This is a genomic window from Microcystis aeruginosa NIES-843, from assembly GCF_000010625.1.
GTDB classification, from domain to species: Bacteria; Cyanobacteriota; Cyanobacteriia; order Cyanobacteriales; family Microcystaceae; genus Microcystis; species Microcystis aeruginosa.
In genome coordinates, this window is record NC_010296.1 from 1,641,030 (window position 1) to 1,656,738 (window position 15,709).

The window sequence follows — 15,709 nt, forward strand, 5'->3', positions numbered from 1 at the left end:
AATTAACGATTGCGGTTGATAAACTGTACTAATAAAGCCGCTACACTATTGACGGCTAAGGTAATAAAAAATAGAATCAAAGCTAGATACATCAAAGCTCCGATGTGGATTTTTTCAAAAGCTTCTGGGAAGGTATTAGCTAGTACAGCGGGAATGGTGTAACCGGGGGCCAAGAGGGAGGGAGTAATAATCGAGGAGTTACCGATTACCATGGCCACCGCCATAGTTTCCCCTAAAGCGCGCCCTAAACCGAGGATAATCGCCCCGATAATGCCAGAACTCGCCGCCGGCAACAGCACGCGCCAGATGGTTTCCCAACGAGTCGCCCCTAGGGCCATGGAGGCGCTGCGTAATTCGGGGGGGACGGTAAGCAAGACATCGCGACTGATAGCGGAAATGGTCGGCACGATCATGATCGCCAGGATCACACCGGCGATCAGCATACTTGGTCCCAAAGGTTGGGTATTAAACAAAGGGAACCAAGCAAAATTTTGAAATAACCATTCTTGCAGGGGTTTAAGCACGGGAATTAGCACGAAAATCCCCCATAAACCAATAATTACACTGGGAATCGAGGCAATTAATTCCACTAGAAAACCGATGGGATAACGGACACTTGCCGGCAAATAATTCTCGCTAGTGGTTAAAGCAACGGCGACACTGAGGGGAATAGCTAATAAAAGAGCCAGAATCGAGGAAACGATCGAACCGAAAATAAAGGGTAAACCACCAAATTTGAGGACGTTAACATCCCAAGTGGTTCCCCAGAGAAATCCCCAACCGAATTCATTGATCGCCGGCCGCGCATCCTGAAAAACAATCCAGGCCATCCACAGCAGAAAAATTAAACCGGAGGCGGCACAAATCCAGACTAGAATCGTAAAAATGCGATTGAATAAACCCGCAGTGCCGGGGCTTTCGTTAAGATTGGCCGCCGAGAGATCAAAAGACTCAACGGGTTCAGAAAAATTAGCCATAAGGTAGAGAGCGATTACCAGTTATCAGTTGTTTAAAACGCAACTGTAGGGGCTGAACAATGTTCAGCCCAGAGAAAAGAAATACTTGCAGTTATTAGTTATGGGGTTAACCGGTAACTTTTTTCCATCTTACTGGAAAGCGGTGACAATCAAGTTCAAACTAATACAAAAGTATTTAGGGTTTGCGGCAAAAAGTACGGGCGAAGCATTCGGTTAGAAAATCTCCGGTTTCACCGATAGGTTATTGCCCGAATGCTTCGCCCCTACAGGACGCGGGCCGATGAAGACGCAAGGTTTTGAACGACGATTCTCTCAAAATTTGCACCTGTTTCGCTCGTAAAGCCACAAAACCCTTACCTTGCCTACATTTCACATTTATTCAGCAAACCCTATTTATTTAATTTTGTTAACTTCGGCTAAAACTTTTTCTGTCACCGATTGAGGAATCCGGGTAAATTCCAATTGATTGTTGATTCCTTGACCGGTGGTGAGAATCCAAGTCAACAGTCTTTTAATTTCCGCCGCTTTTTTGTTATCAGCATAGTCTTTCGGTACTAATAACCAAGTAATCCCGACGATCGGATAGCCATTGCTCGGATCATCTACATTAGCGGTAAAATCGGCGTTAAATTTGATCCCTTCCATCGCCTTGTTAGCTTGAGCGAGACTGGGTTCGACAAATTGACCGGCTTTATTTTGAATTCTGGCGGTTCTCATGGTTGCCCCTTCGTTTTTGCGGGCAAAGGTATCTTGAACGTAACCGATCGAGCCTTCTGTTTGTTTAACCAGGGCCGCCACACCATCATTTTTCGGTCCCTTGAGAACGGTAAAACCCCAGTTAGGTTCTTTGCTGGTTCCCACTTTACTTTTGAAGGAAGAACTAATCGCGCTCAGGTGAGAGGTAAAAATCTCGGTAGTACCGCTACCATCAGCCCTAACCACTACTTTAATCGGTCGGTCGGGCAGTTTCGGATCTACTTGTTTCCAGTTGGTGATCTCGCCACTGAAGATTTTACCGAGGTTAGCCCTGGAAATTTGCAGGTTATTTACCCCGGGCAGATTATAAACCACGGCGACGGCTCCTCCGGCGGTGGGAACTAGCAGTAAACCGTTTTTCATCTGGCTTTTTTCCGAGGAGGAAGGAGCGGCATCGGAAGCCCCAAAATCGACGGTTCCGGCGATAAATTGCCGGACACCAGCACCGCTACCGACGGAATTATAGTTAACGGTGACACCGGTGGCGTTTTTATAGTCGGCAAAATAACGCTGGTATAGGGGCGCGGGAAAGGAGGCTCCTGCACCGTTCAGGGTTTGGGCGAAAGCTTCTCCCATCGTCCCTGCTAAGGCCGCTGCCGTGGCGAAGGAGACAGCACACACACGAGTTAGGGTAGCAGTTGAGAATATCATAAATTTTCTGGTTGAAGAATCCTGCACAATTGGGAAAGTTGAACTTTCTTCAAAATATAGTTTAAGGCATAAATATTACTTTTAAATCTAGAAATATTGGAGATTTTTTTGGTTAAGATTCGGTAAAATTTCGGTTAATTTTAATTTAAAAAGTTCACAGCTTTTGGCAATAATTTAGATCGATCAAGACTACAATCCATTGTATCTATTCATACTAAATCCGTTGAGTATAGGCTAGTTATGAGGAGAGGCAAGAGGCAAAAGGGTGAATAAATAATCAGTTTTTAATAACCGGATTTAGTATAAAAATGGGTAAAACCCCACACCCTGCACCCACGAAAAACTTTTTCAGCAGACCCTAATTAGGGTTGATCAAGCTTTTTGCCGGTGATTTGGCTAATATATACCCGTTGGCTAATCTTTACTCCTGATCTGAAGATTGTCCGAAAAGATGCTCTACGATTCGCTTAACTTCTGTACGGATACCGGTGACTTCGTTGCGGAAAAACTGCCGATCGCTCTCAGCTTGAGTGATAAATTGATTTAAGCGCTCGTTGGTTCCTTCGAGACTCCCTGCTATTGTCCTAACCTCACGGGTTAGCTGTGCTATATCTTCTCGATTCTGTTGCGTGAGGACAACGGTAGCCTGTACTATGCTCTCGATCCGTTCTAATCTTTCATCCGTCATGGGTGACAATCCCTTTAGAGCTTTTTATCTGTCTCTCTACTTAGAATTATATAGGGCTTGCTGAATAAATCTAAAAACCTTGTTGACATAGTTGGCATAGAAGCCATGTTTAGTCTTAGCCATCTCAAACAAACTAAAGTCGATCAAGAAGCAATAAAAGAAGGTAGAGAAGAAGGTCAACAACGGGGAAAATTACCAGCAAAATTTAGATTATATTACCCTCGCTACTGCCTTAGACTTAGACAGGGAAAGGGGGCGAGAAGTTCCCGAAAACTGCCGTCAAAATCTCTCCGTAATCGGGCAATTTTATGAAACTAATTCTCTCCGTCCTGATGACTCTTTTTATCTTTGGTTTTGCTATTCGTTTATTGGCTCTGATTGGTTTCGCTGTCATACTTTTAACTATTAGCGCCAAACGTTTTCGCAATCAGTTAAGTTAATCGTTTTTCAATCATTCCCTGGGGAAAAAATTAATCTATACCGGGGTCGTGAATAAGGATTAATTATTAATCCTTTAACCAAAACGACCGCTAACATAATCTCTAGTGGACTCTTGAGCGGGATTTTGAAAGATTACCTCGGTGCGATCATATTCCACTAAATAACCTACTTTACCGCCTTTTGGGGTCGGTTCAGCATTATAAAAAGCCGTTAAATCAGAAACCCGCGACGCTTGTTGCATATTGTGGGTGACAATAACTATAGTATATTGGGTTTTCAATTCGTGAATTAATTCCTCAATTTTTAGGGTAGAAATCGGATCGAGTGCCGCACAGGGTTCATCCATTAAAACAACTTCCGGTTTAACCGCAATAGCGCGGGCAATACATAACCTTTGTTGTTGTCCCCCCGATAAAGCTAAACCACTTTCTTTGAGTTTATCTTTAACATCATCCCAGAGAACGGCTTTTTTTAAAGATTCTTCCACTAATTGATCCATATCGCCGATGTAACCATTTAAGCGCGCCCCAAAAGCGATATTTTCATAGATAGATTTAGGGAAAGGATTCGGTTTCTGAAAAACCATACCAATACGACTGCGTAACCCGATAGGATTAACGGAATTACCATAAATATCTTGACCGCGAAAGGTAACTTTTCCCTCAATTTTGGCACTTTTAACCAGATCATTCATGCGATTAAAACAGCGTAAAACCGTACTTTTCCCGCAGCCAGAGGGACCGATAAAAGCGACCGCTTTTTTCTCAGGAATATCAAGGTTAACATCACGAACAGCGAGATTAGAACCATAGTAAACATTTAAATTTTTGGTTCTCAAAACCGCATCGGTAACAACATCGGTACTATACATAATTTTCAAAGGAATAGGTGTTGGGGAAAAGGGAAAAGGGAGAGGAGGAGAGGGAAGAAAAAAGCTGATAACTGATAACGGATAACTGGATTTAGCCAAAACGTCCACTAACATAATCTTTAGTTGCTTGTTCTTGAGGATCACCGAAGATTTTGTCCGTATGATCAAACTCGACTAGATAACCAATTTTGCCACCTTTATCGGTGGGTTCAGCGTTATAAAAAGCCGTTAAATCTGCTACTCTAGTAGCTTGTTGCATATTGTGAGTAACAATAATAATCGTGTAACGTTCTTTTAACTCGTGCATTAACTCCTCAACTTTTAAAGTTGAAATCGGATCCAGTGCCGAACAGGGTTCATCCATTAATAATACTTCTGGTTGAGCGGCAATAGCGCGAGCAATACATAATCTTTGTTGTTGTCCCCCCGATAGGGAAAAACCGCTTTCTTTCAGTTTATCTTTTACTTCTTCCCAGAGAGCAGCCCGACGCAGGGAAGTTTCTACTAATTCATCCAAATCGCCTTTATAACCATTTAAGCGCGCTCCGTAAACCACATTATCATAAATGGATTTGGGAAAAGGATTAGGGCGCTGGAACACCATACCGATATATTTTCTGACTTCGACCGGATCCACCTCTTGAGAGTAAATATCCTGGTTATGATAAAAAACTTTGCCGTCAATACGAAAACCGTGAATTAAATCATTGAGACGATTAAAACACCTGAGAATGGTACTTTTTCCACAGCCAGAGGGTCCGATAAAAGCGGTGACTTTATTTTTGGGAATATTGATCGAAACGTCTCGTACTGCTCGATAATTTCCATAGTAAATATTAGCCTTATCAACCTTTAAAACGGTTGCAGTTGATTGGGTAGTGCGATTAGTTAGCATAAATTATTGACCTTGAATTTGGATAATTGAGGAATTGGAAAGATAGGTAGATTTTTACTTAAATATCCCTTTTTACTTTTTCCTTGACTTAAGTAGGGAGGCACAATTATTTGTAGGATGGGTTAGCGATAGCGTAACCCATGCGGGCGTTGGGTTTCATGCTTCAACCCAACCTACGTTCATCTTATATTTAATTCCACCCACCCACTTAATAGGTTTTCTGGCGCGTAGCTAAACGGGATAAAATGTTAGTTACCAACACCAAAAGCACCAGAATTAAAGCACCTGCCCAAGCTAATTGCTGTTGGGGGGCAAAAGGGGCAGTAGCAAAGTTGAAAACTAAGACCGAAAGGGTGGCAATCGGTTCAAAGACACCCCGGGGCCAAAAGTTAGAGAATAATGCCGTAAAAATTAAGGAGGCGGTTTCCCCAGCGGCCCTAGCAATTGCTAAAGTCACACCGGTTAAAATAGCGGGAACTGCGGCAGGAAGGACGATTTTTAGGACGGTTTGGTAGTTATAGGCCCCTAAACCCATGGCCGCCCAGCGGATGTCTTGGGGAACGATTTTTAAAGCCTCATCGGTGGTTCTAATAATAGTGGGTAACATTAACACCGCTAAACCGATCGAACCTGCAAGGGCAGAAAAGCCTAAAAGGGCTGTTCCTTCGCCAAATAAGGGGGCAACTAGCAAACCGTAGGCGAAAACCCCGACAATAATCGAAGGGACACCCGCTAAAACGTTGGTAGCAAAGCGCACACCCTGGGCAAGTTTATTATCACCGCTAAATTCCGAGAGATAAACCGCCGCTAAAACGCCAATGGGAACTGCGATCGCTGTGGCGAGGGCGACGACGATAATTGTCCCTAAAATGGCGTTAGCGATGCCTCCCCCTCCTAACCCCGGCGGTGGCGGTAATTTGGTAAAGAGATTGGCGTTTAAACGGCCTACCCCTTGCACAAAAACGAAGCCTAGGACGGCAAAAAGGGGAATCACGGTGACGGCTAAACATAAACCCGATAGGACGGTCATAATTGTCCCCAATAGCGATCGAGGACTACTCGGTTTCTTTTTGAGATTATTGCCTAAATTCGCACTATCCATATCAGTAATCAGTGAACAGTAATCAGTAATCAGTGAACAGTAATCAGTGAACAGTAATCAGTAAACAGTGATTAGTAAACAGTAAACAGTGAAAAGTGAAAAGACAGCAGTAAACTGCCATTTGATGATGATCACTTAATACATACTGCTCACTTAAAACTCAAAACTTAAAACTCAAAACTGATAACTGATAACTGATAACTGATAACTGATAACTGATGGCTTAATACTTAGCTTTGACGCGATTAACGATTAATTCGGCGAAGATATTGACTACTAGGGACAAAACCAAGAGAACAAAACCCGCATACATTAAAGCTGATACTTGCATTCCCGATGCTTCGGCGAATTGGTTAGCCAATAAGGAAGCGATCGTGTTAGCGGGGGCGAGAATAGAGGCACTAATGCGGTTAGAATTGCCGATAATCATCGTTACTGCCATGGTTTCCCCTAAAGCGCGCCCTAAAGCTAACATAATCCCCCCGACAATCCCGGAAAAAGCGGCGGGAATTAATACCCGAAAAATCGTTTCCCAACGGGTGGCCCCCAAGCCTAGGGAAGCTTGCCTTAGATCCGGCGGTAAAGCGGCCAAAGAGTCGCGAGAGATAGCGATAATAATCGGCAGGATCATAATTGCTAAAATAACCCCCGCCGGTAACATTCCAGGACCCCCTAAAGGAGTACTAAACAGAGGAATCCAACTAAAATTACCATTTAGCCAGTTACCAAGGGGTCTGAGGATAGGAATCAATACAAAGATACCCCATAATCCGTAAACAACACTGGGAATAGCGGCCAAAAGTTGTACGAGAAAAACCAAAATTGTCCGCGCATTTAAGGGAATAAAATCTTCGCTTAAAAAAATGGCTGAACCGATACCGAGGGGAACAGCAATCAGGAGGGCAATCAGAGAACTAACGAGAGTTCCGTAGATAACGGGCAGAACTCCGAATTCTTCGCGACCGCGCACGGGATTCCAAGCACTACTGGTCAAAAATCCCAGACCAAAGGTTTGAATCGCCGGTAAAGCCCGAATAAAAATCACTAGGGCAATTAGGAGCAAAATTACCCCAATAGCGATGGCAAAGGCGGTAGTTAATCCAACAAAGCCTTTATCGAGGATTTTTTCCGATTCTGGACGTTCTTTAAAATTTGAGTCGGGTGAAACTGTGGGCGCACTCATGATTAGGGTTTAAATCCAGCTAGTTTGCGGTAGCTAAGGTCGAAATTGGCCTTTCTCCACTATTATTGTAACTTTGAATACATTTTTTCGGCTACTAATCCACATTGATTGTGTAATCGGGATAGATGACATCGGCAGCGGCGGCTACTCGTTCCCGGACGTTTTTCGGTAGGGGAATATAACCAAGGGCGGCGGACTGTTCCTGTCCCTGATTGAGTCCAAATTCGATCATCGCCTCCATAGCTAAAGCTTTTTGGGGATCGTTGTATTTTTTATAAACCAACATCCAACTATAGGTGACAATGGGGTAGGAATTTTCCCCCGGGGGATCAACGATAAAAGCCCGCAGATTTTCGGGTAATTCCACCGTGGCTAAGGTGGCAGCGGCGTTAGTTTCATTGGGGATAACAAATTGACCGGCTTGGTTTTGTAAAGTGGCCATGGGCAGCTTATTATTTTTAGCGAAACCGTACTCGATATAGCCAATCGAGCCTTGATTTTGTTGAATTAGGGCAGTTACACCTTCATTTCCTCTACCGCCGAGAAATTTACCTTTTTTGGTCGGCCATTGTACGGCTTTTCCTTCACCGATACTTTTTTTCCATTCGGGACTAACGGCGCTTAAAAACTTAGTAAAAACTCCCGTCGTCCCGCTACCGTCTGCCCGGTGAACTACGGTAATTTCTTCATTGGGTAGTTTTAAATCGGGGTTATCGGCGGCGATTTTGGCATCGTTCCAACGGGTAATCGTGCCTAAAAAGATGCCTACATAGGCTTCCCTGCTTAGTTTCAGCCCTTCTACTCCGGGCAAATTATAAGCCATAACGATGCTTCCCGCCGTCATCGGTAGCAGTAAAACCCCGCGGCTAACTCTGGCCATATCCTCGTCACTCATGGCCACATCGGAAGCGCCAAAATCGATCGTACCTTGAATAAATTGTTCGACTCCCGCCCCGCTACCGGTAGATTGATAGTTAATTAGTAGTTTAGAAAATAGTTGATTGATGGTGACAAACCAGTTTTGATATAGGGGTGCAGGAAAAGAAGCGCCCGCACCATTGAGGGCGACCTCTCCTTGCAGAGGAACTTGGGCGATCCTATTGCTTCCCTCTCCACTGGTTCCCGCCGTATCACCGCCCCCACAAGCGGTTAAAGTCGCTGTTAAAGTCGCTAGGGATAAGGCTGTTAGTAAATGGGTTCTGTTTTTGCTGAGCATAGGATTAATTTTGATCCGTAAACTGCCTTAAATCTTACGCTAAAACCTACCACGCCTTGGTAAAGAATAGGTTAAGAAGTGAATAAAAAAACATAATGTATTGTCAAGAAAAATTTTCTCGATAACTAGACAAAAATCTCAACTTCTTTTACTATTTATTTTGACTAAACATTAGTTTTAAGTAGGGAGGCACAATTATTTGTAGGATGGGTTAGCGGTAGCGTAACCCATGCGGGCGTTGGGTTTCATGCTTCAACCCAACCTACGTTCTTCTTTTACTATTTATTTTGACTAAACATTAGTTTTAAGTCGCGGGTAAAGCCGCTGACTTTTCCAGTTTAGATTAGGTTTTTCTCTTTCCCTATCATTGTAGTGACGTAAAAACAACAAAGAAAAGATTAAGGTTTTTAGTCATCATCCCTCAGCCTTGAATCAGTTATCAGTTATCAGTTATCAGTTATCAGTTATCAGATGTGAGTTTTCAGTTCACCGATTACCGATTACAGCAAAAAACTCCCCACTACCCCACTACCCCACTACCCCACTGATAACTGAAAAGTCTCCCCAATACCCGTTTTTACTTTCTCCTTTTTACACCTATGCTAGGAATTTTTACTCAGCTATCTCGTCCCACCAAAGTAGTGGCAATTGTCCTGGGTACTGCCCTAATTTTACCCGCCTGTGCCAATATTAATCCTCAAGACCTAAAACCAATTAAAATCGATGGTTCGAGTACCGTAGCACCAATTACCGATAAAGTTCTCGAAGATTTTAAAGCTAATACTCCTAACAAAGCTTTGGCTGATGTTAAAATTGACGCTAATATTTCAGGAACTGGCGGCGGTTTTAGAAAATTTTGTGCGGGAGAAACCGATATTAATAATGCTTCTCGGCCGATTTCTGTGGAAGAATTAAAAGAATGTGATGCTAATAAGGTCAGATTTATCGAACTACCGATCGCTTTTGATGCTTTAACCGTGGTAGTCAATCCCCAAAATAACTGGCTTGATGATATTTCCACCAGAGAATTAAAAACTATTTGGGAACCAGCAGCCGAGAATAAAATCAAACGTTGGAATCAAATTAATCCCGCTTGGACCGACCGACCGATTACCCTTCACGGGCCGGGTAAAGATTCCGGAACCTACGATTTTTTTAGTGATGTAATTAACGGCAAAGATGCCAGTCGTGGGGACTTTAATTTTAGTGAAGATGACCAAGCTTTAGTTAATGCCGTCAGTCAAGACCCCAACGCATTAGGCTATTTTGGCCATGCTTACTATGAACAAAATCGGGATAAATTAAAAGCTTTGAAAGTTAATGGTATTGAACCAACTCGCAGCAATGTCGAGGATAGTAAATATCAGCCTTTATCGCGTCCTTTGTTTATTTATGTTAATGCCCAAAAAGCCCAAGAGAATCCCGCTTTAGAGAAATTTGTCGAACATTATCTCGATCGAGTTCCCAATTTATTAGATAATATTGGTTATATTCCCCTACCGGATGAGGCCTATCATTTGGCAAGGGTACAGTTGCAAAAATTTGAGGTAGGAACGGTTTTTGAGGGCAAACCTCAACCCAATTTAACCATCGGGGAATTACTTCGTAAACAAGCCCAATTTGAAGCTAAATAGGGTTTGCGGCAAAAAGTAGGGGCGAAGCATTCGGATAGAAAATCTACGGTTTCACCGATAGGTTATTGCCCGAATGCTTCGCCCTTACAGGACTCTCAAAATCTTGCACCTGTGGGGGCGAAACAGTACCCTAAAACTCTTACCTCGTCTATATTTCACATTTATTCAGCAAACCCTAAGTAACGATTCCCATCTGGTAGGAAAATATAGCGTTTCCTGTTCGCAAGAGGTACATTGTCGATGGTGAAAAGCTTAATCAGCAAAGGTTTGACTGTGCCACACAGGTGTGAGAAACGCTATACATAAGGATTTTCCTGCTCCTATCTGCCCCCTACTATAGCAAGAGGTTTGCCAATTTAAAGCAACAGAGATACAGAAAAAAAAGAGGGGATAAACCCCCCAGCGTATCGAGAAACTTGTTAATTAACCTTTCGGTGTCGCCCCAAATTGTTCGATGAGGATAGAGGTTAACACCGATTTTAAGTCTTCACAGGGAATCCCTTTTTGTACACAACTTCCCAGGTGGGCATCTTTACCCACTTTACCCCCCATGTAGAGGTCAACTCCCTCCACGGTTTTGCCGTCTTTGCGCGCTTTTGTCCCCATCAAACCGATATCGGCCACTTGGGGTTGTCCGCAGGAGTTAGGGCAACCGGTCCAATGGATCCGCACACCCCGGGGGATATTTAATTCAGCATCTAACTGACTAATCAAGTCCACAGCCCTGTTTTTGGTTTCAATCAGGGCAAAATTGCAGAATTGCGCCCCCGTACAGGAAACGAGCGCTCGTTGCAAAGGAGTGGGATTGGGGGTAAACTTAGCCAGTAAAGGCTCGCTTAAAAGAGTTGGCATATTTTCAGCCGCTATATTGGGAATAATCACGTTTTGTTCCACGGTTAAACGCAATTCTCCGCTGCCATACACTTCAGCAATCCGGGCCAAATCGAACATATCATCGGCAAATAGACGACCAACGGGAACACAAAAACCGATATAGCTCAATCCCTCCTGTTTTTGCGGAAAAACTCCTAAATGATCCCGTTTTTCCCAGTCGATTGCATCTTTTTCGGCTGCCGTTGCCAAGGGATAACCTAACTGATTAGCCACCCGCGTGCGGAATTCCTCAATTCCCCACTCATCAATTAACCACATTAAACGGGATTTTTGACGATTGGCGCGTAATCCGTTATCGCGGTAAACTTCTAAAATTGCTCGGCATAAATCCACCACTTCCTGATTCGGTCTCACCCAAACATTGATGGGAATTGCCGCTTCACAGCGTTTAGCCGAGAAAAAGCCGCCCACCACGACATTAAAGCCTAATTCTCCCTCTTTATAGGCAGGAACAAAGGCAATATCGTTAATTTCCGCATGAACGGAGTTATCCCGTCCCCCCTCGATGGCAATATTAAATTTGCGGGGCAGATTGCTAAATTGATAATTACCTTCACCGTAGTTGGTAATCATATCTTGGACTTTTTGGACTAATTCCCTGGTGTCAATTAATTCATCCGCATCTAGTCCCGCCATGGGTGAACCGGTAATATTTCTGACATTATCCATGCCCGATTGTACCGAAGTCATACCCACGGATTTTAGTCGTTGGAAAATATCAGGAATATCTTCGATGCGAATACCGCGTAATTGTAGGTTTTGACGAGTAGTAATATCGGCATTACCATCATCACCGTAACGCTGCACGATTTCCCCTAAAACGCGCATTTGCTCACTGCTGAGAATGCCGTTAGGAACCCGCAAACGCATCATGAATTTGCCCGGGGTGACGGGACGATAAAACACCCCCACCCATTTTAAGCGATGTTCTAAATCGGTTTTATCCATCGCTTCCCAACCGATTTGGGCAAAATGATCTAGTTCATCTTTAATGGCTAATCCGTCTTTTTCGGCTTTAAATTTCTCGAATTTATTGAGAGTTGTTCCATCTTTTTCAGGTGCTTGTACCACGAATCTATCTCCTTACTGGTCTCTGGGTGCAATTGTTCTAGTTGGTGCGGGTTAGAAATGAAGAAATCGGGATTTAACAATAAGTATTATTTAAAATACCGTCGTCATTAGCAAAAATTTAGTAACTTACCTAGTCTCTATCTGTTATTTAATTCGTTTTAACTTGGGTAATTTTGTATTGTCTGTAACAGAAATCCGTTAACCATCGTGTTTAAGGATTTATATCATGCAGTAAGTGCATTGAGGGGGGGTGTGGGGTCTGGGGTGTGGGGTGTGGGGTGCATTGAGGGGGGGTGTGGGGTCTGGGGTGTGGGGTGTGGGGTGTGGGGTGTGGGGTGTGGGGTGTGGGGAGAATAAATAAAGGCAATCTCCCGACTCCTGAATACTGGCTCGGAGTCTCTTGCCCTTACCTAGCGGTTCAGGGGGTATTGTGTAAAAATAAGAAAAGATCGGTTTTTTTTTACTAAACCTATGGCCACTTCTTCCATTGCCGTTAGAGAATTACCTCTCTTTCCCCTACCCGAAGTTGTTTTATTCCCGGGTCGTCCTCTGCCCCTGCACATCTTCGAGTTTCGCTATCGGATTATGATGAATACGATATTGGAAGAAGATCGCCGTTTTGGGGTCTTAATGGTAGATCCAGCCACGGGAGAAATCGCTAAAGTCGGCAGTTGTGCCGAAGTTGTCCGTTGTCAACGTCTCCCGGACGACCGGTTAAAAATTCTCACCATCGGTCAACAGCGCTTCCGTGTCCTAGAATACGTCCGGGAAAAACCCTATCGTGTCGGTTTAGTGGAGTGGATTGAAGATGTCCCCACCACCCAAGATCTGCGACCTCTGGCCAAAGAAGTGGATCGACTGCTGCGGGATGTGGTTCATCTCTCAGCCAAATTAACCGCTCAGAAAATTGAACTCCCCGACGATTTGCCTAGTCTTCCCCTGGAATTATCCTACTGGGTGGCGGGTAATCTCTACGGTGTGGCCGGGGAACAACAAGCTTTATTAGAAATGCTCGATACAGTCAGTCGTCTGCAACGAGAATCGGAAATTCTCACCTCGACTCGCAATCATCTGGCCGCTCGCACGGCTCTTAAAGATGCTTTAAATTAATGATCTTTAGGTTTTTCAGCTTCGGGAGATGGCAGTGGCCGTCTTATTTCAGTGAACAGTAAACAGTAATCAGTGAACTGATAACTCACATCTGAAAACTGATGACTGACCCACTGATGACTGACCCACTGATAACTGATAACTGTTAATCTGGGGATTACCTAATGTTTACCTTGATACAGTAAAGTGGGGTTAAAATTGTTAGCCCCTCACCCAGGAGAACTTTGATCATGTTGCTGACCTATAATCCCAGCGTCTCACCCTTCCGAGAAGACTATAGCGAGAGTCGTCGGCTCCATTTTTATGATCGCGGGGAAAATATTCCTCTGGTGGTTGATGGAGTCTGGCAAGTTTATCGGGGTATGGCGCAACTAAGTCAAGTATCTGAGAGTGGAGAGGAAATTTTACTAGGCTGGGCCCATTCATCCCACTTTTTTGGCTTAAATTTGACCCATCTAGAATCCTATCACGCCAGAGCCTTGTCGGAACTGTACCTAAAATGGTACACGATCGCCGAAGTAGAAAATTCGGCGGAATTAACTAGGATGATGTTAAATCAAATGATCCGTCGTCAACAACAAACGGAATCGCTTCTTGCGATCGCAGGACTCAAACGAGTGGAGGAACGTCTCCAGCAGTTACTACAGTTATTAAAGCGGGAAATGGGAGAACCAATCGCCCAAGGCAGTCGTTTAAAGATCCGTTTAACCCATCAAAATCTCGCCAATGCTATCGGTACTACAAGGGTAACGGTGACGCGTTTGTTAGGCGAATTTCAGCGTCAGGGAGCCGTGAGCAGCGATTGCGATCGCCACTTAATTATTCACGATTAAGTCAGTCCCCCCCCATAATAGACTCCTTGCGGAGGTCCAATAATTGCCAAGCTAATTTAGCGGCCCCCACCATCCCAGCGCGATTACCTAACTCGGCCGTTAATACCTCTAATCCTTCTCTGGAACTAGGTAACACCCGTCCTTCGATTTCTGTGAGCAGAGAGGGAAAGAAAAACTTAGCACTGGCGCTAATGCCGCCGCCGATAATTACCGCCTCTGGAGTGAGAACATAGAGTAAACTGGCGATACCAGCCCCCAGTAAACAGCCGTAACGCTGCCAGAATTCTAAAGCCTCTCGATCGCCTTTTTCGGCCAATTCTGCCAATTGCTTCGGTTCTTTGCCGGTCATCCGGCGAATAGCTTGCCGGGAGACGTATTGTTCCAAGGAACCCCGATTACCGCTATTGCACAATGGACCGTCAAAATTGAGGGTTATTAAGCCTAATTCTGCGGCTGTTCCCTTGCTGCCCACAAATAAGTTACCATCGAGGATAATTGCCCCTCCTACTCCCGTCCCCAAGGTCAACAGGATCAAGTTTTGAAACCGTTTGCCCGCTCCTAACCAAGCTTCCCCCAAACCGGCACAATTGGCATCATTGGCTAAAATTGTCGGCATTCCCGTACTTTCTTCTAACCAATCGGCGAGGGGAATATCCCGCCATCCTGCCAAATTAATCGCTATTTTGGCAATTCTTCCCTGAGCATCCGCCGGCCCCGGCGTTCCCACACCGATGGCTTGACAACTTTTATCTAAATTTACTTGACAAATGCCTTGATGTATGGTAAGGGCGACTTCTTTGGGTGTAGCGGGTTGGGGAGTGGGCAAGGTGAGAGATTCGAGACAATTGCCCTCTTGGTCAAATTTACCAATTTTAATCGCAGTTCCACCTAAATCGACACCTATTACTGTTTTCACCATCGGGCTTTTCTTGTTACTCTGGGAATAGCTAAGTAGGGAGGCATAATTATTTGTAGGATGGGTTAGCGGTAGCGTAACATAATCGTAGGTTGGGTTTCATGCTTCAACCCAACCTACGTTCATCTTATATTTAATTCCACCCACCCACTTAGGTTTATTATCACTCTTTTTGGCGGTTTTTTTCGCAGTTAGATGTGATCGAGAGGATAATTCGGCTAAACCGGCAAAACTAGCTGATTGATTAGCCCCAAATTTCTCCTATACTTTGGACACCGGCAGCTTAACTCCTGATTTTGGTTCTTCGTTACTTGGTATGGTTCGATAGGGGGTCATAAATCGACTAAATCCTTATCTGGTAAGAGACTTAATTGATTAGTTCGCTCTAGATCAAAAATAATTGACAAAAATCGCTAAATGCCTTTCTATATAAGGGTTCCATCCCTTATAACCCCCGTCCATTGCATAACA

At 44.1% G+C, this 15,709-nt stretch carries 16 protein-coding genes and 1 pseudogene; 7 read left to right on the plus strand and 10 right to left on the minus strand.

Going from position 1 to position 15,709, the window contains the following annotated elements; translation table 11 throughout:
• Positions 1–2 precede the first annotated feature (2 nt).
• The 3 genes from pstC (MAE_RS08015) to MAE_RS08025 form a co-directional block, all read right to left on the minus strand.
• Complete coding sequence (pstC, locus tag MAE_RS08015; RefSeq protein ID WP_012265129.1) at positions 3–977, minus strand: phosphate ABC transporter permease subunit PstC; 975 nt, start codon at positions 975–977, stop codon at positions 3–5.
• A 393-nt stretch (positions 978–1,370) separates the two neighbouring features.
• Positions 1,371–2,384 (minus strand): phosphate ABC transporter substrate-binding protein PstS, encoded by a 1,014-nt coding sequence (pstS, locus tag MAE_RS08020; RefSeq protein WP_012265130.1) that lies wholly within the window; start codon positions 2,382–2,384, stop codon positions 1,371–1,373.
• A gap of 421 nt (positions 2,385–2,805) precedes the next feature.
• Positions 2,806–3,072: a hypothetical protein gene (locus MAE_RS08025; protein WP_012265131.1), complete on the minus strand. Its 267-nt coding sequence runs from the start codon at positions 3,070–3,072 to the stop codon at positions 2,806–2,808.
• A 96-nt stretch (positions 3,073–3,168) separates the two neighbouring features.
• Between MAE_RS08025 and MAE_RS34830 the strand changes: the two are divergent.
• Both MAE_RS34830 and MAE_RS35640 read left to right on the plus strand, forming a co-directional pair.
• Positions 3,169–3,264, plus strand: a pseudogene (locus MAE_RS34830) (flagellar assembly protein H); the annotation flags it as partial.
• Between the two features lie 116 nt (positions 3,265–3,380).
• On the plus strand, positions 3,381–3,512 hold the full coding sequence (locus MAE_RS35640) for a hypothetical protein (protein ID WP_261779587.1): 132 nt from the start codon (positions 3,381–3,383) through the stop codon (positions 3,510–3,512).
• Between the two features lie 74 nt (positions 3,513–3,586).
• Here the strand turns inward: MAE_RS35640 and pstB (MAE_RS08035) are convergent, their stop codons facing one another.
• The 5 genes from pstB (MAE_RS08035) to pstS (MAE_RS08055) form a co-directional block, all read right to left on the minus strand.
• Positions 3,587–4,384: a phosphate ABC transporter ATP-binding protein PstB gene (gene pstB, locus MAE_RS08035; RefSeq protein ID WP_012265133.1), complete on the minus strand. Its 798-nt coding sequence runs from the start codon at positions 4,382–4,384 to the stop codon at positions 3,587–3,589.
• 91 nt (positions 4,385–4,475) lie between these two features.
• A complete protein-coding gene (pstB, locus tag MAE_RS08040) occupies positions 4,476–5,279 on the minus strand; it encodes a phosphate ABC transporter ATP-binding protein PstB (protein ID WP_012265134.1) in 804 nt (267 codons plus the stop codon).
• 208 nt (positions 5,280–5,487) lie between these two features.
• Positions 5,488–6,381 carry a phosphate ABC transporter permease PstA gene (pstA, locus tag MAE_RS08045; protein ID WP_002797854.1) on the minus strand — a complete coding sequence of 298 codons (894 nt, stop codon included), beginning with the start codon at positions 6,379–6,381 and terminating at the stop codon, positions 5,488–5,490.
• Between the two features lie 223 nt (positions 6,382–6,604).
• On the minus strand, positions 6,605–7,564 hold the full coding sequence (pstC, locus tag MAE_RS08050; RefSeq protein WP_012265135.1) for a phosphate ABC transporter permease subunit PstC: 960 nt from the start codon (positions 7,562–7,564) through the stop codon (positions 6,605–6,607).
• 94 nt (positions 7,565–7,658) lie between these two features.
• On the minus strand, positions 7,659–8,780 hold the full coding sequence (pstS, locus tag MAE_RS08055; protein WP_012265136.1) for a phosphate ABC transporter substrate-binding protein PstS: 1,122 nt from the start codon (positions 8,778–8,780) through the stop codon (positions 7,659–7,661).
• 599 nt (positions 8,781–9,379) lie between these two features.
• Here pstS (MAE_RS08055) and MAE_RS08060 point away from each other — a divergent pair.
• On the plus strand, positions 9,380–10,414 hold the full coding sequence (locus MAE_RS08060) for a PstS family phosphate ABC transporter substrate-binding protein (protein WP_012265137.1): 1,035 nt from the start codon (positions 9,380–9,382) through the stop codon (positions 10,412–10,414).
• Positions 10,415–10,837: 423 nt separating this feature from the next.
• On the opposite strand, the gene MAE_RS08065 is transcribed toward MAE_RS08060, so the two are convergent.
• Positions 10,838–12,379, minus strand: a complete 1,542-nt coding sequence (locus MAE_RS08065) for a ferredoxin--nitrite reductase (protein WP_012265139.1) — start codon at positions 12,377–12,379, stop codon at positions 10,838–10,840.
• 207 nt (positions 12,380–12,586) lie between these two features.
• Between MAE_RS08065 and MAE_RS33240 the strand changes: the two genes are divergently transcribed.
• The 4 genes from MAE_RS33240 (at position 12,587) to MAE_RS08075 (ending at position 14,322) form a co-directional block, all read left to right on the plus strand.
• A complete protein-coding gene (locus MAE_RS33240) occupies positions 12,587–12,736 on the plus strand; it encodes a hypothetical protein (protein WP_158303502.1) in 150 nt (49 codons plus the stop codon).
• A complete protein-coding gene (locus tag MAE_RS34835; protein ID WP_231859748.1) occupies positions 12,673–12,846 on the plus strand; it encodes a hypothetical protein in 174 nt (57 codons plus the stop codon). The genes MAE_RS33240 and MAE_RS34835 overlap by 64 nt, the downstream gene beginning before the upstream one ends.
• A 4-nt stretch (positions 12,847–12,850) precedes the next feature.
• Positions 12,851–13,489, plus strand: a complete 639-nt coding sequence (locus MAE_RS08070; RefSeq protein WP_002739408.1) for an LON peptidase substrate-binding domain-containing protein — start codon at positions 12,851–12,853, stop codon at positions 13,487–13,489.
• 230 nt (positions 13,490–13,719) lie between these two features.
• Positions 13,720–14,322: a Crp/Fnr family transcriptional regulator gene (locus tag MAE_RS08075; RefSeq protein WP_002760023.1), complete on the plus strand. Its 603-nt coding sequence runs from the start codon at positions 13,720–13,722 to the stop codon at positions 14,320–14,322.
• A gap of 1 nt (position 14,323) precedes the next feature.
• Here the strand turns inward: MAE_RS08075 and MAE_RS08080 are convergent, their stop codons facing one another.
• Positions 14,324–15,241 (minus strand): ROK family protein, encoded by a 918-nt coding sequence (locus tag MAE_RS08080; protein ID WP_012265141.1) that lies wholly within the window; start codon positions 15,239–15,241, stop codon positions 14,324–14,326.
• Positions 15,242–15,709 lie beyond the last annotated feature (468 nt).